The 18,383-nt window shown below is 66.0% G+C and carries 15 protein-coding genes; 7 read left to right on the plus strand and 8 right to left on the minus strand.

The annotated features are described in order from the left end of the window. The first annotated feature begins 52 nt into the window (after positions 1–52). The 4 genes from Q0030_RS30980 (at position 53) to pdeM (ending at position 6,065) form a co-directional block, all read left to right on the plus strand. Positions 53–1,279 carry an ABC transporter substrate-binding protein gene (locus tag Q0030_RS30980; RefSeq protein ID WP_298375940.1) on the plus strand — a complete coding sequence of 409 codons (1,227 nt, stop codon included), beginning with the start codon at positions 53–55 and terminating at the stop codon, positions 1,277–1,279. Between the two features lie 179 nt (positions 1,280–1,458). Beyond that, complete coding sequence (locus tag Q0030_RS30985) at positions 1,459–2,394, plus strand: class I SAM-dependent methyltransferase (protein ID WP_298375942.1); 936 nt, start codon at positions 1,459–1,461, stop codon at positions 2,392–2,394. A gap of 170 nt (positions 2,395–2,564) precedes the next feature. Further along, the gene (locus tag Q0030_RS30990) at positions 2,565–5,330 is read left to right on the plus strand and encodes a ligase-associated DNA damage response DEXH box helicase (RefSeq protein WP_298376059.1); all 2,766 of its coding nucleotides are present in this window, start codon (positions 2,565–2,567) and stop codon (positions 5,328–5,330) included. Between the two features lie 63 nt (positions 5,331–5,393). Then, the gene (gene pdeM / locus Q0030_RS30995; RefSeq protein ID WP_298375944.1) at positions 5,394–6,065 is read left to right on the plus strand and encodes a ligase-associated DNA damage response endonuclease PdeM; all 672 of its coding nucleotides are present in this window, start codon (positions 5,394–5,396) and stop codon (positions 6,063–6,065) included. A 194-nt stretch (positions 6,066–6,259) separates the two neighbouring features. On the opposite strand, the gene Q0030_RS31000 is transcribed toward pdeM, so the two are convergent. Further along, the gene (locus tag Q0030_RS31000) at positions 6,260–7,123 is read right to left on the minus strand and encodes a LysR substrate-binding domain-containing protein (protein WP_298375945.1); all 864 of its coding nucleotides are present in this window, start codon (positions 7,121–7,123) and stop codon (positions 6,260–6,262) included. Between the two features lie 98 nt (positions 7,124–7,221). Between Q0030_RS31000 and Q0030_RS31005 the strand changes: the two genes are divergently transcribed. Together Q0030_RS31005 and Q0030_RS31010 are read left to right on the plus strand one after the other, a co-directional pair. Further along, the gene (locus Q0030_RS31005; protein ID WP_298375948.1) at positions 7,222–8,163 is read left to right on the plus strand and encodes a DMT family transporter; all 942 of its coding nucleotides are present in this window, start codon (positions 7,222–7,224) and stop codon (positions 8,161–8,163) included. Further along, on the plus strand, positions 8,160–8,924 hold the full coding sequence (locus tag Q0030_RS31010; protein ID WP_298375950.1) for an MBL fold metallo-hydrolase: 765 nt from the start codon (positions 8,160–8,162) through the stop codon (positions 8,922–8,924). The genes Q0030_RS31005 and Q0030_RS31010 overlap by 4 nt, the downstream gene beginning before the upstream one ends. A gap of 3 nt (positions 8,925–8,927) precedes the next feature. On the opposite strand, the gene Q0030_RS31015 is transcribed toward Q0030_RS31010, so the two are convergent. Next, a complete protein-coding gene (locus Q0030_RS31015) occupies positions 8,928–9,410 on the minus strand; it encodes an Lrp/AsnC family transcriptional regulator (protein ID WP_298375952.1) in 483 nt (160 codons plus the stop codon). Positions 9,411–9,545: 135 nt separating this feature from the next. Between Q0030_RS31015 and Q0030_RS31020 the strand changes: the two genes are divergently transcribed. Further along, positions 9,546–10,856: an aspartate aminotransferase family protein gene (locus Q0030_RS31020; protein ID WP_298375955.1), complete on the plus strand. Its 1,311-nt coding sequence runs from the start codon at positions 9,546–9,548 to the stop codon at positions 10,854–10,856. Between the two features lie 99 nt (positions 10,857–10,955). Here the strand turns inward: Q0030_RS31020 and Q0030_RS31025 are convergent, their stop codons facing one another. The 6 genes from Q0030_RS31025 to Q0030_RS31050 form a co-directional block, all read right to left on the minus strand. Further along, positions 10,956–11,711 carry a TIGR02186 family protein gene (locus Q0030_RS31025; protein ID WP_298376061.1) on the minus strand — a complete coding sequence of 252 codons (756 nt, stop codon included), beginning with the start codon at positions 11,709–11,711 and terminating at the stop codon, positions 10,956–10,958. Positions 11,712–11,734: 23 nt separating this feature from the next. Next, positions 11,735–12,664: a sulfite exporter TauE/SafE family protein gene (locus Q0030_RS31030; RefSeq protein ID WP_298375958.1), complete on the minus strand. Its 930-nt coding sequence runs from the start codon at positions 12,662–12,664 to the stop codon at positions 11,735–11,737. 48 nt (positions 12,665–12,712) lie between these two features. Further along, on the minus strand, positions 12,713–12,982 hold the full coding sequence (locus Q0030_RS31035) for a hypothetical protein (protein ID WP_298375961.1): 270 nt from the start codon (positions 12,980–12,982) through the stop codon (positions 12,713–12,715). A gap of 3 nt (positions 12,983–12,985) precedes the next feature. Further along, positions 12,986–13,831, minus strand: a complete 846-nt coding sequence (locus tag Q0030_RS31040) for a hypothetical protein (RefSeq protein WP_298375964.1) — start codon at positions 13,829–13,831, stop codon at positions 12,986–12,988. A gap of 125 nt (positions 13,832–13,956) precedes the next feature. Beyond that, on the minus strand, positions 13,957–17,508 hold the full coding sequence (locus tag Q0030_RS31045) for a hypothetical protein (protein WP_298375966.1): 3,552 nt from the start codon (positions 17,506–17,508) through the stop codon (positions 13,957–13,959). 278 nt (positions 17,509–17,786) lie between these two features. Continuing rightward, positions 17,787–18,374, minus strand: a complete 588-nt coding sequence (locus tag Q0030_RS31050; protein WP_176528826.1) for a PadR family transcriptional regulator — start codon at positions 18,372–18,374, stop codon at positions 17,787–17,789. Between the last annotated feature and the right edge of the window lie 9 nt (positions 18,375–18,383).

The raw sequence follows: 18,383 nt of genomic DNA on the forward strand, positions 1-18,383 counted from the left end.
TTGCCCGGCGCAAGGCGGAATGCGAGAGCTTTTCGCCTCAGGGAGAGAACCAATGAAAAAACATACGCGGCGCGAGTTCGGCGCCACCGCATTGTCCGTGATCGCAGCGTCCGTGCTGCCTGCGCCGTTCGTCCGGGCCGCCGACAAGAAGTACGATCCGGGTGCTGGTGACACCGAGATCAAGCTCGGCCAGACCGTGCCGCATTCCGGCCCCGGCTCGCTCTATGGCGTGCTCGGCCGCGTCGGCGAAGCCTATTTCCAGATGCTGAACGACAAGGGCGGCATCAACGGCCGCAAGGTGAAATTCCTCACGATGGATGACGCCTACAGCGCGCCGAAATGCGTCGAGGCGACGCGCCGCCTGGTCGAGCAGGAGGAGGTGCTGGCGCTCTATGGCTCGCTCGGCACCGCGCCGCAGACCGCCGTGCACAAATACCTCAACTCCAAGGGCGTTCCCCAACTGCTGTTGAACACCGGCGCTTCGAAGTGGAACGATCCGAAGAATTTCAAATGGACCATGGCGGGCCTGCCGCTCTATCCGACCGAGGCGCGCATCCTCGCCAAGCACGTCGTCAGCGTGAAGCCGAACGCCAAGATCGGCATCCTGTACCAGAACGACGATTTCGGCCGTGACTTCCTCGGGCCGTTCAAGAAGGTGCTGGCCGATGCCGGCGGCAAGGCCCAGGTGATCCTGGAGCAGACCTACGATCTCACCGATCCGACGGTCGATTCCCAGCTCATCAATCTCTCGAAGTCGGGCGCCGACGTGTTCTACAACATCACGACAGGCAAGGCGACGTCGCAGTCGATCCGCAAGGTGGCCGAGCTCGGCTGGAAGCCGCTGCAGCTGTTGTCGGCGGGCTCGACCGGCCGCTCGATCCTGAGCGCTGCGGGCCTCGAGAACGCCAAGGATATCGTCGCGATCCGCTACAACAAGGAAGTGGGCGTGCCCCGCTACGAGAAGGACGCGGATGTGGTCGCGTTCGAGGAGCTGCGCAAGAAGTACCTGCCGAACATCGATCCTGATAACACCATCGCCTTCGCCGGCTATGGCCAGGCGGCGACGATGGGCGAAATCCTACGCCGCTGCGGCGACGATCTGACCCGCGCCAACGTGCTGAAGCACGCCACCACGCTGGCCGGCTTCCACTCGCCCTATTTCCTCGACGGCATCAATTACAGCTATACGCCCGACGACTACACGCCGATGAAGACGCTCTATGTCTCGATCTTCAACGGCAAGGACTGGGACCTCTCCGGCGAGCCGATGACGGAGTAGGAAGCACGATCAAGAACCGATCTTCCTCCATCCCTCTCCGCCTGTCGCGGCGAGAGATGGAGGCCGCCTTCAGGCTGCCGCGCTTCAGGCCAATCTCATCGCCGTCCGTCCCAATTCCTGATAGGCTGCCGCCATAACTCAGGTCCGAAGCGGCAGGCGTAAGGTCCAGGAGAAAATCGATGAGGGAAGCGGCCAGCCGCACGGCCATGGCGACGTCGCTTATGAGGGCGCTGCATTCGCGATCCGACGCGTCTCCTCTTTTAGATGACCCTTGGGGCGATCGCCTTATTCCCAACTCCGAACGCGACAGAATGAGTCAGCGGATTCTGACTCGCATGAATTCAGAGGCCCGTGCCCGCGCCTTGCTGACGCCGGATTCGATCCTGGATGAATTCCTGCGAACCAATGCCGCCTACCCCGGAGTAGTGATCCGCTCCCGATACGCCGAGGATGCGCTGAGGCAGGCCGCGGACAGGGGCGTGCGCCAATATGTCCTGATCGGTGCGGGCTTCGACAGCTTCGCGCTTCGCCGCCCGGCCTTTTCCGATGCTCTCGACATCTTCGAAATCGACCACCCGGCGACGCAGCTGATGAAGATTGAGCGCATCAAGGAATGCGGCGTCTCGCTTCCGGAGTCGGTGCACTTCATCGCGGCCGACCTCGTGAAGGAGGATCTCGCAACCGCCCTGACCCGCTCCTCGTTCCAGCGGAACGAGGCAGCATTTTTCTCGTTGCTTGGTGTCACCGTGTATCTGACGCGGGAAGCCAATTTGGCGACCCTGCGTGCTGTGGTGACCTGCGGCTCCGAGGGAAGCGAGCTTGTCTTCACTTATGTCGACCAAAGAGAATTTGCCCCGGGTGGATCGCGGTCGCCTCATAATCAAAATGCCCGGGCGGTCGCGACGATGGGCGAACCTTATGTGTCGGGATTTGATCCCAAGGAGATTGCGAAGGATTTGGCGGACGTCGGCCTCGAGCTGGTCGAAGACTTGGATGGAAACGCAATGTCCGAGCGCTACTCAGGAACGAGCGCGAATGTCCTGCAACCGCCGGCAAGCCTGCACATAGTGCGGGCGCGCGTGCGGTCGAGACTGGGCTTCGGCGCAGGCGGTTGAGGGGCGTGAATCTCAGGTTCGGGATCGATTGCGGAGTTTTGGCATCTCCCCGTCACGCCCAGTCAAGGGCAATCTCGGAACTGCCGGTCCGGACGTGATTCAAGCACTGCCTCGCATTCCCAGGCTGTCCCACCCTCGACGAAACCGCTTGAACCGCCTACCTCTTGGGCGTGTCGACGCTCGATCTCTTTTCCGTGACGCCGTCGGAAACGGCCGATCTCTTGCCGCGCCGGTTTCGCGACTGGTTCGCCTCACGCGGCTGGTCGCCGCGCGAGCATCAGCTCGCGCTGCTGGCGAAAGCGCGCGAGGAACGCTCGGCGCTGCTGATCGCGCCTACGGGGGCGGGCAAAACGCTGGCTGGGTTCCTGCCGACGCTGGTGGAGTTGAGTGGGGAGGGATTCACCCGTGATGATTCCTCTCACCTCCCCCTGAAAGGGGGAGGTCGGCACGCTCGGGGGCGCGCTAGCGCAACCGAGCGGGACGGGTGGGGGTCAGCCGCGGGCACGGAGCAAGCGGCTGCCCCCCACCCCAACCCTCCCCCTTTTAGGGGGAGGGAGCCCGACCAGTTCGCAAGTGGAGAAGCAAGCGGATTAGAGAAGGCCCGGCCCACCCTTATCTCCACCGGCCGCGGCGTTCGCCGCTCCAGTGGGCTGCACACGCTCTACATCTCGCCGCTGAAAGCGCTCGCGGTCGACATCGCGCGCAACCTGGAGACGCCGGTTGCCGAGATCGGGCTGCCGATCAAGATCGAGACCCGCACCGGCGACACGCCGGTGTCGCGGCGGCAGCGGCAGAGGCGTTATCCGCCGGATATTCTGCTCACCACGCCGGAACAGCTGGCGCTGCTGCTGGCGTCCGACGATGCGCCGTTCCTGTTCTCTTCGCTGAAGCGCATCGTGCTCGACGAGCTGCATGCGCTGGTCACCTCCAAGCGCGGCGATCTGCTGTCGCTCGGGCTTGCGCGGCTCTGGACCATTGCGCCGCAGGCGCGCGCCATCGGCCTCTCGGCGACGGTGGCCGAACCTGAACAGCTGGCGCGTTTCCTGGTGCCGCAGCCGGGCGGCGAGAGCGTGTCTGCCGACGTCGTGATCGCCGGCGGCGCCGCGCCGCCGGTGGTCGAGATGCTCGACACGCGCGAACGGCTGCCGTGGTCCGGCCACAGTGCGCGTCATGCGCTGCCCGAGGTCTACGAGCTGATCAAGCGCAACAAGACCACGCTGGTGTTCGTCAACACCCGCAGCCAGGCCGAGATGCTGTTCCAGGATCTCTGGCGCATGAATGACGACGGGCTCGCGATCGCGCTGCATCACGGCTCGCTCGACGTCGCGCAACGCCGCAAGGTCGAGGATGCGATGGCCGCCGGCCGGCTGCGCGGTGTGGTCTGCACCTCCTCGCTCGATCTCGGCGTCGACTGGGGCGATGTCGACCTCGTCATCAATATCGGCGCGCCGAAAGGCTCGTCGCGGCTGATGCAGCGGATCGGCCGCGCCAACCACCGCTTCGACGAGGCCTCACGCGCCGTGCTGGTGCCGGCCAACCGCTTCGAGGTGCTGGAATGCCGTGTCGCGATCGACGCCATCGCCGAGAATGCGCAGGACACCCCGCCGCTGCGCTCGGGCGCGCTCGACGTGCTGGCCCAGCACGTGCTCGGCTGCGCCTGCGGCAAGCCGTTCCTGTCCGACGAACTCTACGGTGAAGTCAGGACCGCGGCGCCCTATGCGTCGCTGGCGCGAACCGATTTCGACGATGTGGTCGACTTCGTCGCGACCGGCGGTTACGCGCTGAAAACCTATGAGCGTTTCGCGCGGATCAAGCAGGACAAGCAGGGCCGCTGGCGCGTCACCAATCCCAAGGTGCGGCAGAGCTACCGCCTCAACGTCGGCACCATCGTTGAGGAGACCATGCTGAAGGTGCGGCTGGTGCGCTCGCGCGCCGGTGGAAGCGGGTCGACCGGCGCGATCGCCCGCGGCGGCCGGATGCTCGGCGAGATCGAGGAGGTCTTCATCGAGGGCCTCGTGCCCGCCGACACTTTTGTCTTTGGCGGCGAGGTGGTGCGCTACGAGGCCTTGGTCGAAGATCAGGTCTATGTCTCCCGCGCTAATGATAAGGATGCAAAAGTGCCGTCCTATATGGGCGGCAAGTTTCCGCTGTCGACCTATCTCGCCGAACGCGTCCGCAAGCTGCTCGACAACAGCCGGGCCTGGAACGGATTGCCGGATCAGGTGCACGACTGGCTGTCGCTGCAACGAAAATTCTCGCGGGTCCCGGCGGTGCGCGAGCTGCTGGTCGAAACCTTTCCGCGCGGCGGCAGCCATTATCTGGTCTGCTATCCCTTCGAGGGGCGGCTCGCGCATCAGACGCTCGGCATGCTGCTGACGCGCCGGCTGGAGCGTGCCCGCGCCCGTCCGCTCGGCTTCGTCGCCAATGAATACGCGCTCGCGGTCTGGGGCGTCGGCGATCTCTCCTTCATGATCCGGCACGGCAAGCTCGATCTCAACGCGCTGTTCGATCCTGACATGCTCGGCGACGATCTCGAGGCGTGGCTCGCGGAATCCGCGCTGATGAAGCGCACCTTCCGCAACTGCGCCATCATCTCGGGGCTGATCGCGCGCCGCTTCACCGACGAGGAAAAGTCGCGCCGCCAGGTGCTGTTCTCGACCGATTTGATCTACGACGTGCTGCGCAAGCACCAGGCCGACCATGTGCTGCTGCGCGCCGCGCGCGGCGATGCCGCCACGGGATTGCTCGATCTCCGCCGCCTCAGCGACATGCTTTCGCGCATCCACGGCCGAATCACCCACAAGGACCTCGACCACGTTTCTCCGCTTGCCGTGCCCGCGCTGCTGGAAATCGGCCGCGAGTCAGTTTATGGCGAAGCATCCGACGAGCTTCTGGCCGAGGCGGCCGAGGAACTCGTGCGGGAGGCGACGACGTAGCGCTGATATTTTGGGGAACAGCACGTGACGGCAAGCGCGCTAGCTTTGCGAGACGGTGACGACATGCGCGTTTCGAGGGTCACGGTGGCGGATGTCGGCTTCGTGGCGGATTTTTCCGGCGCGCTGTTCTGGGAAGAGCAGAGCCTGCTCGTGGTGTCCGACCTGCATCTGGAAAAGGGCTCGAGTTTCGCTGCCCACGGCGTGCTGCTACCACCCTACGACACGGTGGCGACGTTGAGCCGGCTCGCCGCTGTGATCGCGCGGCACGATCCTCGGCAGGTGATCGCGCTCGGCGACAGCTTTCACGATCGCGATGCGCATGCGCGCCTGTCGGAGCCGGATCGCGAGGCGCTCGCGGCCTTGCAGGTGCGGCGCAACTGGATCTGGATCTCGGGCAATCACGATCCGGCGCTGCCGACCAATCTCGGCGGCGTGGTCGCGACCGAGGTCGCGATCGGCCCGATCGTATTCCGCCATGAGCCGACTGGTGCTGCCGGCGAGATCGCCGGCCACCTCCACCCCAAGGCACGGGTGCCGACCCGCGGCCGCTCGATCGAGCGGCGTTGTTTCGCCTCCGACGGCGAGCGTGCGGTGATGCCGGCCTTCGGCGCCTACACCGGCGGCCTGAGCATCCGTGACGCGGCGTTCGCGCGGATCTTCGGATCGCCCGGCTTCATGGCCCACGTGCTCGGCGACAACCGCGTCCACGCGTTCGTCGCGTCGCGGTGTTATTGACGGTCGCCTTCACCCTCCCCTGGAGGGGGAGGGTCGACTCACATTGAGCGCAGCGAAATGTGAGTCGGGGTGGGGTGAAGGTCTATCCTCATGCGACACTGCCTGTGCGGAGAGATCATCCCACCTCGGTTCGCATTCCGCTGCGCTTCATGCGCTCCGATCCTCCCCCTCCAGGGGAGGATGGAAGTACGAGCCTACGCCGCCTTTGCCTGCACGCTCTCGCAATACTCCGCCAGCCGATCCGCCAGCCGCAGCGTTGCTGGGCTGGCTCCGGGGGTGGCGACAAGGGCGACGTCGGTCCGCTCGATCGGCGCAAAGCCATCCTTCGCCGTCAGCACGCGATGCTCGGCCTGGATCGACATTTCCGAAAGAATGCTCAAGCCCAGGCCCGCGGCGACCGCGGCCTGGATGCCGGCGAGGCTGGAGGAGGTGTAGGCCATGTGCCAGTTGCGGCCGGCGCGCTCCAGCGCATGGATGGCATGGGCGCGATAGAGGCAGCCCGAGCCGAAGCCGATCAGCGGCACCGAGCCGGTCGTCGTGTCGCGCGGATGGCTCTTGCTGGTGACCCAGTGCACCCGCTCCGGCCACACCGCGATGCCGCCCTTTTCGCTGGCGGCGCGCTTGATCAGCGCGAGGTCGAGGTCGCCGCGCTCCAGATCGCGGTACAGGAACAGGCTCTGGCCCGAGCGCACGTCGAGCCGCAGAGTCGGATGGCTGCGCGCGAAGGTCGCAAGCAGTCTCGTCAGCCGGTAGGCGGCAAAATCCTCGGTGATGCCGATCCGGATCGCGCCTTCGCTGCCGGGGCGCGAGAGCACGTCGTGGGCTTCTTCCGCGAGGGACAATAGCCGCCGCGCATAGGTCAGCAGCCGCTCGCCGGCCTCCGTCGGGGTGACGTCCTTGCCGCTGCGGATCAGGAGAGGCTGGCCGACATCCTCCTCCAGACGCTTGATCTGCTGGCTCACCGTCGATTGCGTGCGGTGGACGCGCTCTCCGGCGCGGGTGAAGCCGCCGGCATCGACCACCGAGACGAAACTGCGCAACAGCTCCAGGTCGAGCATCGCAGCCTCCATTCATAAATCCACTGGATACTAGTCTATCATTTAATTTCCAAATGACAAGGCGCGGGCCTAGGTCATGGGGCGAAGGAGAAACTGCCATGTCCTCTGCAAGCTCGCCCGCCGCAACCTCGATGTCCGTCCCCGGCACCCGCTTCAATACTCTGCCGCTGCTGATCGCCCTGTTCTGCCTGCTCTGGAGCTACGCCTTCGTCGCCGGCAAGATCGGTGTCACCGATTGCCCGCCGCTGATCCTGCTCGCCGCGCGATTTTCGATCGCCGGCGTCCTGATCCTCGGCATTTCCTGGCTGCGCCGGGATCACTGGGATCTCACCTGGCGCGATGCGGCGGTGTTCGCCGTGATCGGCGTCGCCAACAATGCGCTCTATCTTGGCCTCGGCTACACCGGCCTGAAGACGGTCTCGGCCGGCCTCGGCGCGCTGATCGTCTCGGCCAATCCGGTGTTCACCGCCATGCTGGCCGCGCTGTTCCTCGGCGAGAGCATGACCCTGCGCAAGGTGGTTGGTCTCGTGCTCGGCATCGTCGGCGTCGCCTTCATCGTCTGGCATCGCATGAAGGTCGGTACCGATAGTCCGCACGGCATACTCTTCACATTGGCTTCGCTGGCCTCGATCGTCGCCGGCACCGTCCTGTTCAAGCTGCTGGCGCCGAAGGGCAGCCTGTGGATCGGCAACGGCATCCAGAACATCGCCGGCGGCCTCGCGGTGATGCCGTTCGCCTTCACGCTCTCCAGCGTCGGCGACATCGTGCCGAGCATGCGGCTCGCCGGTGCCTTCGCCTTCCTCGTGCTCGGCGGTTCGATTCTCGCTTATCTGCTCTGGTTTCACCTCCTGAAAGTGTGTGGTGCGACCGCCGCAAGCGCCTATCACTTCCTGATGCCGCCGCTCGGCATGCTGTTCGCCTATCTCGTGCTCGGCGAGCATGTCGAATTTCGTGATCTGCTCGGGATCGTTCCGGTCGCGCTCGGCATTTACCTGGTGACCCGCCCCGCCGCGGTTTCGCCCAAGAGGAGTGTGACGTGAGCATCACCATTACCCTGATCGGAGGCCCGACCGCCCTGATCGAGATCGACGAGTTCCGCCTGCTTACCGATCCGACCTTCGATGCGCCCGGCGACTATCAACTGCCGCAGGTGAAACTGGAGAAGCTGACCGGACCCGCGCTCAGCGCGCGTGATGTCGGCGAAATCGACGCGGTGCTGCTGAGCCATGACCAGCATTCGGACAATCTCGATCATTCCGGCCGGGATTTCCTCAAAGGCGCGAAGCGCGTGCTGACGACGGAGGCCGGCGCCAAGCGGCTCGGCGGCAACGCCGAGGGTTTTGCGCCCTGGGCCTCGACCACACTGACGAAGCGCGGCCGGACGCTCACCGTCACCGCGACGCCGGCACGGCACGGGCCCGCGGGCATCGAGCCATTGTCCGGCGACGTCATCGGGTTCGTTCTGGAGCAGGCCAAGCCCAACCGTCCGGTCTATGTCAGCGGCGACACCACCTGGTTCGACGGTGTCGCCGAGGTCGCGCGGCGCTTTGCCTGCGGCGTGGTGCTGCCGTTCGCGGGCGCGGCGCAAACCCGCGGCCCGTTCCATCTCACCATGGACACCAACGACACGATCGAGACCGCGCGCGCCTTTGCGGACGCCGTTATCGTGCCCGTGCATACCGACGGCTGGGCGCATTTCCGGCAGAACGCGAGTGACCTGCGCGCAAGCTTCGATACGCTCGGCTTCGGCCGCCGTCTGCGCATCCTCGAGCCCGGCATCGCCACGGTCATCGAGTCGTAATCATCAGAACAGCGAGCTGTCGATCTTTGTCGTCGATTTGACCTTCCGCAGGATGATGGTCGTGCGGTAGCTCGCGATATCGGTGTCCGGATGCATCAGGCGGTCGAGGATGAATGATTGATAGCGGGCGAGATCTGAGGACACGACCCGCAGCGCGTAATCCCAATCACCGGCAATCATGCAGCATTCGACGACCTCCGGAAGACCGATCACCTTCTTCTCGAAGCGCGCGAAGGATTCCCTGTTCTGCTGTTTGAGGCGGACCTCGACGATCACGTCGAAGCCAAGTCCAATTCGTGCAGGGTCCACGAGCGCCACATAAGAATTGATGACGCCGGTCTCTTCCAGGGTCCGGACACGTCGCATGCACGGGGCAGACGAGAGGCCGATCCGTTCGGCCAGCTCGAGATTGGTGATGCGCCCCTCGACCTGCAGCACGTCGAGGATCTTTCGGTCGATCTCGTCGATCACGATTGTGGTTCCCATTTCTTTCGCATTTTTCGCTCTTTGCGCAATTGATTGCAGAAGACGGGGTCAAATGCATCTCAAATCGCAATGTCATTGCGACGCTGCACGCATAAGATGCGCTGGATCGCGGCGACTGAGCAGCAAGGAGCGGGCATGGCCGGAAATGACGACAAATCCTTTTGGGAACGCGCGCGGCGTCACCTCATTCGCTATGGCGGGACGTTCGCTCCTGTCATCATCGAGCGCGCTTCCGGATCTTTCGTCTATGACGCCGACGGCCGCGCCATCCTGGATTTCACGTCCGGGCAGATGAGCGCGGTGCTTGGTCACGGCCACCCGGAGATCGTCAAGACCATCAGCGAGCATGCCGAGCGGCTCGACCACCTGTTCAGCGGCATGCTGACGCGCCCGGTCGTCGCGCTCGCCGAACAGCTCGCGGAGCTTTTGCCGCCGGGGCTCGATCGCGTCATGCTGCTGAGCACGGGGGCTGAGTCGAACGAGGCGGCGATCAAGATGGCCAAGCTCGCCACCGGCGGCTTCGAGACCGTCGCGTTCGCGCAGTCCTGGCACGGCATGACGTCGGGTGCGGCCGGGGCGACTTATTCGGCCGGCCGCAAGGGCTATGGTCCCGCGCCGGTCGGCTCGTTCGCGATCCCGACGCCGAACCTCTATCGCCCCCGCTTCGGCCATGCGGCCGATTGGCGAGCCGAGCTGGCCTACGCCTTCGATCTCATCGACCGCCAATCGACCGGCTCGCTTGCCTGCATGATCGCCGAACCGATCCTGAGCTCCGGCGGGTTGATCGATCTGCCGGAAGGCTATCTCGCCGCGCTGAAGGAGCTGTGCCGTGCGCGCGGCATGCTGCTGATCGTCGACGAGGCGCAGACCGGCCTCGGGCGAACCGGCGCGATGTTCGCCTTCGAGCGTGACGGTGTCGTGCCTGATATCCTGACCCTGTCGAAGACGCTCGGCGCGGGGCTGCCATTGGCCGCGGTCGTCACATCGGCCGAGATCGAGGAGCGCTGTCACGAACGCGGCTTCATGTTCTACACGACGCATGTGTCGGATCCGATGCCGGCCGCGGTCGGGCTGAAAGTCATCGAGATCATCCTCCGCGACCGACTGGTCGAGCGTGCCAGGATCGCGGGCGCGCGGCTGAGGGATGGGCTCCTCGCGCTTCAGAACCGGTTCGAATGCATCGGTGACGTGCGCGGCAGAGGGCTGATGCAAGGCATCGAGATCGTGCGCGACCGCTTCAGCAAGGAGCCTGACGAAGCGCTCGGAACGCTTGTGTCGCAGCGCTGCCTGGAGCTCGGACTGAGCACCAACATCGTGCAGTTGCCGGGCATGGGCAGCGTCTTCCGCATCGCTCCGCCGCTGACGATCAGCGACGACGAGATCGATCTTGGCCTCTCGATCCTGAGCGACGCGTTCGAAAGCGCGTTGCAACGGAATGGTGGCTAGAGCCCCGTTCCGATTGAATCGGAACGGGGCTCTAGATTCTTGTTTTGACGCGTTTTCTTCACGCGAAACGGTATCCACTTCGCTCGAAAACGCTCTAGATCAATCCTTCCGGAAGACGATCGAAGCCATCCACCCGGTCATCAGCGCCATGAACGCGGTGACGAGGCCGTAGACCAGGCCGTTCTGGCGCGCGGTGGTGGCGACGAACTGCTCGAAGCCGATCTTGACGATCTCGAACGCGCTATCGGTCTTGGTCACCAGCGCGCCGTCGGAAAACAGCTTGATCTCGACATTGTAGGTGCCGATCGGCACCTCCGCCGGCAGCGGAATGCCGGTGCGAAATAAAGTGGGCGTCAGGAACGTCACTGCCGAGGTCGCCTCGCGGTACAGCCCGTGTTCGGAACGCAGTCGGACGAAGGCGCTGCGGAAAGGATCGTTCGGCACCACGTCGGCAAAGTCGGGCCCGACCCGCTGCATCAAGAGCACGTTGTTGAGCCCGAGCTGTTGCCGCCGCTGCACCTCCGGCGAGGCGATCTGCTCGAACGGACGATTGGAGAACAGCGCGAGATAGCCCGGCACCTGCAGGAACTGTCGCGAGTCGGTGTTGATCCAGATGCCGAACTTGCGCTCCTTGCGCCGCGTCACCATGTCGGCGCGCGGGCCCGACACCGTGACGACGAGATCGTAATTGCCTCGGTTTGCAGGTGTCTTGTCGTCCTTCTCGACCGAGCCGAACAGCACGAGCTCGCCGCCGGAATAATTCGGCGTCACGGTGACGCGGTGGTTGGAGACCGACACGATCAGCCGCTCGGCGCGCGCGGGTGCGGCCGCCACGCTGGCGGCGACGAGACCCATGATCGCAAGCGGCGTGCGCCACCTCATGGCGGGGCTCCGCCGGTTTCGCGGATGCTGAACAGGTCCTGCGGCCGGATCACCAGCTCGACCGCAAAGCGGATGCCGACCGCGAGCACGAGCAGGCCGAGCAAGAGGCGCAGATGCTCGCCGCGGATCTTCTGGCCGGCGCGGGCGCCGAACTGCGCGCCGGTGACGCCGCCGATCATCAGGATCAGCGCCAGCACGGCGTCGACCAGATGGTTGGTCGCCGCGTGCAGCATGGTCGCGAACACCATGGTGACGAGGGTGAGCACCATCGAGGTGCCGATCACGGTCGAGGTCGGCACCCGCAGCACATAGATCATCAGCGGCACCAGGATGAAGCCGCCGCCGATCCCCATCACCGCGCCGATGAAGCCGATCACGAGACCGACCACGACGACCGGGATGACCGAGAGATAGATCTTGGAGCGCTTGAAGCGCAGCTTCAGCGGCAGGCCGTGGATCCAGCCATGGCTGCCGGGCTTGCGCAGCGTGACCGGGCCGCCGCGCCGGGAACGCAGCATCGCGCGCAGGCCTTCCCAGAACATCAGTCCGCCGACCGTGGTCAGCAGGATGACGTAGGACAGCGCGATCATCAGGTCGAGCTGGCCGAGCGAGCGCAGGAAGGTGAAGGTCCACACCCCGAGCGCGGTGCCGATCGTGCCGCCGACCAGCAGCACTGCCGCCAGCAGCGGATCGATCGCGCGCCGGCGCCAATACGAGATCGCGCCGGAGAATGAGGAGGCCGCGATGTGGCTCGCAACCGAGGCAACCGCGACCGCGGGCGCGATGCCAACGAAGATCAGCAGCGGCGTCATCAGGAAGCCACCGCCGATCCCGAACATGCCGGAGACGAATCCAACCGCCGCGCCCATCGCCAGGATGAGGAAGACATTGACCGGAATGTCGGCGATCGGGAGGTAGAGCTGCACGCGCGTCGCTTCTTGTCGGTTCGCCACGTGCTGGGGCGCAAGGCCGCATCACGGCGTGATGTCGTTCTGGTCGGGCATTCTCCGGCTGAACGAATCCGGTCGGCGCGCAAGAAGCAGGCGAACGCGGGTCGATTGCCACGTTCTTGCATAACCGAAATCGGCGAGGGGAGGGACTAAAGATTCCGCCTCGGGTGGCATTTTTCGCCGCACGTGGCCGCCCTGCTGCGGACGTGGTTGATAATTCAGATTAATGACGCCGGTGTCAGCCTGTTTGAGCATGATCTTTTCGGAAAACCGCTCCGCACTTTTCCGGATCATGCTTTAGGGCCGATCGACCGGCTTGGTGACCAAGTTCAGCGCGAGCGCTTCCTTCGGGCTCAACCAGCGGATATCCGAGGTCTGCGACATCGCTTCCACGATCCCGGAGGAGACGCCCATCTTGGTCATGTAGCCGAGCACCATGCCCTGGATGCGTTGTGCCTCGGCGAGCGGATCGCTGACCGGTGTGCTGGTCGTGAAGCGATGCACGCCGAGCCGCGAGCCCGCAATGCCGTAGCGGGTCTGGCCGCCGGCATAGACCAGCACACAGGCGCTGGCGCAGGCGGCCGGGCGGAGCTTGCCCGATGCGTCTGATGTGGCGACGGCGGTGACGAGCCCATGGGTGCGGATGACCTCGCCCATGATCGCGGCCTGGTTCAGCGCACCGCCCTGCGACGAGAGCAGCACGGCATCACCAGGTGCGAGACGCGCCTCGCTCAGCCGGTCGCGGAACCAGCTCGCGCTGGCCGAGCCGATCTTGCCGCTGATCGCAAGCGCACGCCGGCCGTGGCCCGACCCGTCGATGTCGACATCTGAAATCACCGCCGAATTCATGCTCGCCGCGATATAGGTCTCGCGCCAGAAGTCCCAGGCACCCGGCCTCGACAGGTCGCGGTAGGCCTGAATGGCGACGCTCGACAGCAGCAGCACGAAGATGATCACGGACCAGAGCGAGAACCGGAAGGTGCGGGGCGGCGATGCTGCGTTCTCTTGCGGGCGCGGAGGAGAAGGCGGAGCCTTGGGAGGCGCGGCAAACGGCGACGGCCTCTCGCGCGGCGGCGCGACGCGGGGTCCGGTCGGCGACGAACGATGGCCCGTTCCATCATCCTGACGATCGTCGACAGACAAGCCTGCCCTCCGGAACGCATGCGCCATTGGCGCTGGGATATGCGCCTGTCTACACGGCGGAAGGGCGGAGGGCTAGGACGGCGGCGCCGTCAAGGCGCCGCAGCTGTTTTCAAATAAGTGAGATATCAGTGTGCGGCCAGAGCCGCAGTCCGCTTCGACGGTGGCTTGACGGACTTCGCCGCCGCGGGCTGCACGGGCGCGCCGTCCCAGCCGCCGGTCGGGGCCGGCACGTTGACCGCATCGCTCGGCTGCGGCTCGGGGGTAAAGGTCTGGATCGCAAGCTTCGCTGCAGCCAGCGACTGCGGGTCGAGCCGCTTGGCGATATCGTCGCGCTTGTGGCCGGCGTCGGCGTCGCCCTGCGCGGCGGCGAGGCTGAACCACTTGAACGACTCGGCGAGGTTCTGTTCGACCCCGATGCCGCGGGCATAGAGGATGCCGAGGTTGACCTGGCTGTCCGCGACGCCGCGATCGGCGGCCTTGCGGAACCACTGCGCGGCGCTCTTGTAGTCGGCGCCCTTGCCGCCGCCATCGGCGTCGAGCACGGCGAGGTTATGCATCGCCTTGGCGTTGCCGCGCTCGGCGGCCTGCACGTAGTAGCGCCGTGCGACATCGAAATCGCGCTTCACGCTGAGGCCCTTCTCGTAGAAGGTGCCGAGCCGGAACATCGCGGGCACTACGCCGGCTTGTGCCGCGCGGCCATACCATTTGGCGGCTTCGTCGACATTGGCGGGCACGCCCTTGCCTTCGGCGAAGCGGACGCCGACCTCATAGGCCGCGGCCGCATCGCCCTTGATCGCAGCCGTGCGCAGCGCCGGACCGCCGATCGCGTCGGGCAGCTTCTCGCCCCCCGGAATCTGGATCGTGGCAAGCTTGCCGCCGAGCGGCGGCGCGGTCGGAATCGTGCCGGTGATATCACTGGCGGCGGCGAGCGGTGCCGCAGCCGGCTCAGACGCCGCGGCGGGCGCGGGCGCCGATGGTATCGTCACCTGCGCGCTGTCGAGCGTGTTCGGCGCGGCCGTGTTGTTGGACTGGCGGCCGAGCGGGGTCGGCGAGGTCATCGACGGCCCGGGCACTGACGGCCCGGGTGCACTGGACGGCGCAGCCGGTGCCGGGGAAACAGAGTTCTCGGCGGGCGGCTGCACGGGCGGCGCGGCTGGCTCGCTGTGCTCGATCGCCGGCATCTGCGGCGCGGAGCTGGTGTCGAGCAGGTTCATCGCCATCTTGGCGGTCGAGAGCAGGATCACGACCACGCTCGCGCCGACCAGCAGCGAGCGGATCTTGGAGGTGATGGTCGACGGCTGGGCTTCGGGTGCGCCGGTCGCCGGCGCGCTGCCCTTAACGGCAGCGGCCTTCGCAGCCTTGTCGGCCTTTTCCTTGGCCTTGGCCGCGGCCTTGCTCGCTGCGCGCGCCGCCTTGTCGTTGACGGGTTGTGCGGCGGCGGCCTGCGCGGCGCGGCGCGCGGCGGCGATGAAGCTCGAGGTCGACACCGGCTCCTTCTTGCCGGCAGGCAGGTCGCTGATCGCGCGCTCGGAATCCGCGATCCGCTCGGACGGCGACGCCGCGCGGCCCGAGGGGCGCGTACCCGGCTCGAGCGGATGATCCGGCGGCAGTTCCGGCGCGATCGCGCGTGCGGAGGCGGCATGCGGCTCGAGGATTTCGCTGATCGCGCGCGGTGGCAGCGGCGGCGGCGCGGCCTCGACCGGCTGCGCGGCATGGAATTCGCGCGGCGCGGACATGAAGTGCTCCTGCGCCAGCGCAGGATTGGGCAATTCGGGCCGGTACGATTCAGGCCTGTACGATTCAGGTTGGGGCTGCGCGATCGGCTGCGGCATCGCCGCGCGCGGCATCTCCATCCGCGGCGCTTCCATCCGCGGTTCGACCGGCGCGGGGGCCGGCGGCGGCGCGGTGCGCACCGTGCGCAGATCGTTCTCGATCATCGCCAGCCGATCGACGACATGGCCGAGCGTGTTGTGAACGGTCTCCAGCGAATCCTGGGTGCGGCGATCGGTCTCCGACTGGCTGAAGCGGATGTCGGACAGTTCGCGCTTCACCAGGTCGACGATGCCGCTGTCCATCATCGGCTGCGGCGAGGCGGTGTTGCGGGTGGCGTCGGCGAGTGAGGCGAGATGGGCGTGCTGGGCCTCGAGGTGCCGCATGATGTCATGCAGCCCTTCCTCGACCCGGCCGAGATTACCGGAGCGCTGGTCGGCCGACTCCAGGCGCTCGAGCAGATACGAGACGCGCTGCTCGAGATGGGTGAACGCCGACGAGCTGTCATTGCCGACCTGCAGGCGGTCGATCCGCTCCGACAGCGAGCGCAGGGCGCCCTCGATGGCGTCGGTGTTGTCGTAGCCGGCCGGCCGCTCGCGGGTCTCCAGCGTCAAGGCCAATGCGGCAATGCGCTGCTCGATCCCGGCGAAGGCATCGACGTGGGACTCGGCCCGCGACATCTGCGACAGCTGGTCGACTTTGGCGGCCAGCGCATGCACGTCCCCGGAGAGCTGCAGCAGCGCGTCGTTGGAGGCGACATTGGAGACGATGGCGCGCAGCGCCGCGATCGCGCTCTCGAGCTGATGCACCGTCGACGGATCGTCGTTGGCGCGCAGGATCATGTCGAGCTTGGCGCCGAGATTGCGGATCGCCTCGTCGTAGCCGGTGAGCTGCTCGGCGGGCGTCAGCGTGCGCAGCGCCTCGCGGATTTCCGACAGCGCGCGTTCGATGCCGGTGATGACCTGGGCTTGGTCGTGGCCTTGGCCGTTGCTGCTGTCCTGGCGGATCTCGTCGATCCGGTGATGCAGCGAGCGGATCTCGTTTTCGATCGATTCGATCGCCCGCCGCGGCATCGCCTCGGTGATCGCCTGGCGGATTTCGGCAAGCTCGCCGCGGAAGGCCGCGATCGATTGCTCGATATGATCGGGCCGCTGCAGCGCCTCGATCTGGCTCGTGATCTTGAGCAAATGCCGTTCGAGCGAGGAGAAGTCGGGCCCGGCCGGCGCAGCCGGCGGGGGCGGCGGCGTGTAGGCGGCCATCGGCGGCGCCGATTGCTGCATCGGCGGCGCGACGCGCGGCGCCATCTGGCGTGCTGCTGATCCGTCGAGCTCGTTCTGGCGTGCGGTGATTTCCGCGATCGCGGAATCGAACGACGCCGGGCTCAGCGGCGGCGAGGGGCGGTAGACCTGGGCTGCGGCGCGCTCGACTGCTTCCGCCTGGCGCAGCCTTTCCTCCAGTTGCCGGTCCTGCATCTGCGGCTCCCGCTGCATCTGCGCTTCACGCATCGGCTGGGGTTGCGGCTCGCGCGCCGGCTGCGGTCGCGAAATCTGCGACAGCCGCGCATCGAGGCGCGAAATCGCGTCGTTCAGCTGCCGTGCGACGGCGGGCTGGCCGCGTGGCACTTCGGCGCGCACGGCTTCGGCGCGCGACAATGGTTTTGCAATCTGTTCGATCTGGCGGGTGATCGCGTCGAGCCGCTGATGGATATCGGCGACCTCGCGGCTTTCCCGGCTCGGCATCGGTTGCCGTTGCTCGGGCGCCATCCGCCAATCCGGCGGGCTCGGCTCGCCGACGGTGGTGTTGAGCCAGTCGTTCAGTGACATGCCGGCGCGGCGCGCAGCCGCCTCGGCCCTGTCGCGGACGGAGGGATCGATGCCGTCAACACTCCACGATACGCGCGAATTCATGATTCCGTCCGGTCCCGACTCCGGCGCTACACCCTGCGCCCGCAGCCTCCCCGCGCATTCCCGTTAAGAGACAATCGAATTCTGCGCTGGTCGTCTGCTTCAGCTGCTGACTTTTTCCCGTCACGGTAAATAACGGGTTAAGGAATGCGGCCGGCGGGCCTTAAAGTTAGGGAATCCGGGAACCTGTTGCGCCGGATCAGGACATGCCTATCGCTTTCCGGCAAAGCGGATTCCGCGTCGCGTATCGGCACGCGCAAGGCATGACTTGAGATTTGTTTCTAGCCGTTGCCTTCGCGCTTGCCGTCGTCGAGCGGCAGCACATTGCTGCGGCCGGACATCGCCGAGAGAGCGTCGAGCGCCTCCTCGCACCATTCCACCACCATGCGCTCATGCCGCATGCCGAGACGCAGGCTGAGCATCTTGCCGACATCGGCCGGTGGTGCGGTGCCGTCGGGAAACCGTTTGTTGAGCAGGCGCTCGTAGCGCTCATAGCGGTCGCGGTGATGCTCCAGCCGCGCCATCAGGTCGGTGCGCAGCGGCTCGATGTCGACGCAGTCGAGCGCGTAGAGCCGGACCAAAAGGTCGTCCTTGATCGAGGGCGGAACGCTCGGCCGTGCCGCCCAGTGCTTCAGCGCCGCGCGGCCCTCGGCCGTCAGGGTGTAGACCAGCTTGTTCGGCTTGCCGGATTGCACCACCTCGCGGCCCTGGACATGGCCCTTGTCGCGCAGCCGGGAGAGCTCGCGGTAGATCTGCTGATGGTCGGCCTTCCAGAAGAAGCCGATCGACGCGTCGAACGTCTTGGCGAGCTCATAGCCCGTCATCGGACGTTCCGTGAGGCAGGCGAGGATTGCGTCACCGAGTGCCAACGCCCACCT

The sequence above is a fragment of the uncultured Bradyrhizobium sp. genome, assembly GCF_947648125.1.
Classification (GTDB): Bacteria; Pseudomonadota; Alphaproteobacteria; order Rhizobiales; family Xanthobacteraceae; genus Bradyrhizobium.

Coding starts and splice junctions, on each gene's coding strand:
- Q0030_RS31025 (WP_298376061.1), bottom strand. CDS start 11,711: ATGGGTCTCGTCGCCGCCAGCGTGGCGGCCGCACCCGCGCGCGCCGAG.
- Q0030_RS31035 (WP_298375961.1), bottom strand. CDS start 12,982: ATGATCCGGAAAAGTGCGGAGCGGTTTTCCGAAAAGATCATGCTCAAA.
- Q0030_RS30980 (WP_298375940.1), top strand. CDS start 53: ATGAAAAAACATACGCGGCGCGAGTTCGGCGCCACCGCATTGTCCGTG.
- Q0030_RS31015 (WP_298375952.1), bottom strand. CDS start 9,410: ATGGGAACCACAATCGTGATCGACGAGATCGACCGAAAGATCCTCGAC.
- pdeM (WP_298375944.1), top strand. CDS start 5,394: ATGCGCGTTTCGAGGGTCACGGTGGCGGATGTCGGCTTCGTGGCGGAT.
- Q0030_RS31045 (WP_298375966.1), bottom strand. CDS start 17,508: ATGAATTCGCGCGTATCGTGGAGTGTTGACGGCATCGATCCCTCCGTC.
- Q0030_RS31005 (WP_298375948.1), top strand. CDS start 7,222: ATGTCCTCTGCAAGCTCGCCCGCCGCAACCTCGATGTCCGTCCCCGGC.
- Q0030_RS31020 (WP_298375955.1), top strand. CDS start 9,546: ATGGCCGGAAATGACGACAAATCCTTTTGGGAACGCGCGCGGCGTCAC.
- Q0030_RS30985 (WP_298375942.1), top strand. CDS start 1,459: ATGAGGGAAGCGGCCAGCCGCACGGCCATGGCGACGTCGCTTATGAGG.
- Q0030_RS31000 (WP_298375945.1), bottom strand. CDS start 7,123: ATGCTCGACCTGGAGCTGTTGCGCAGTTTCGTCTCGGTGGTCGATGCC.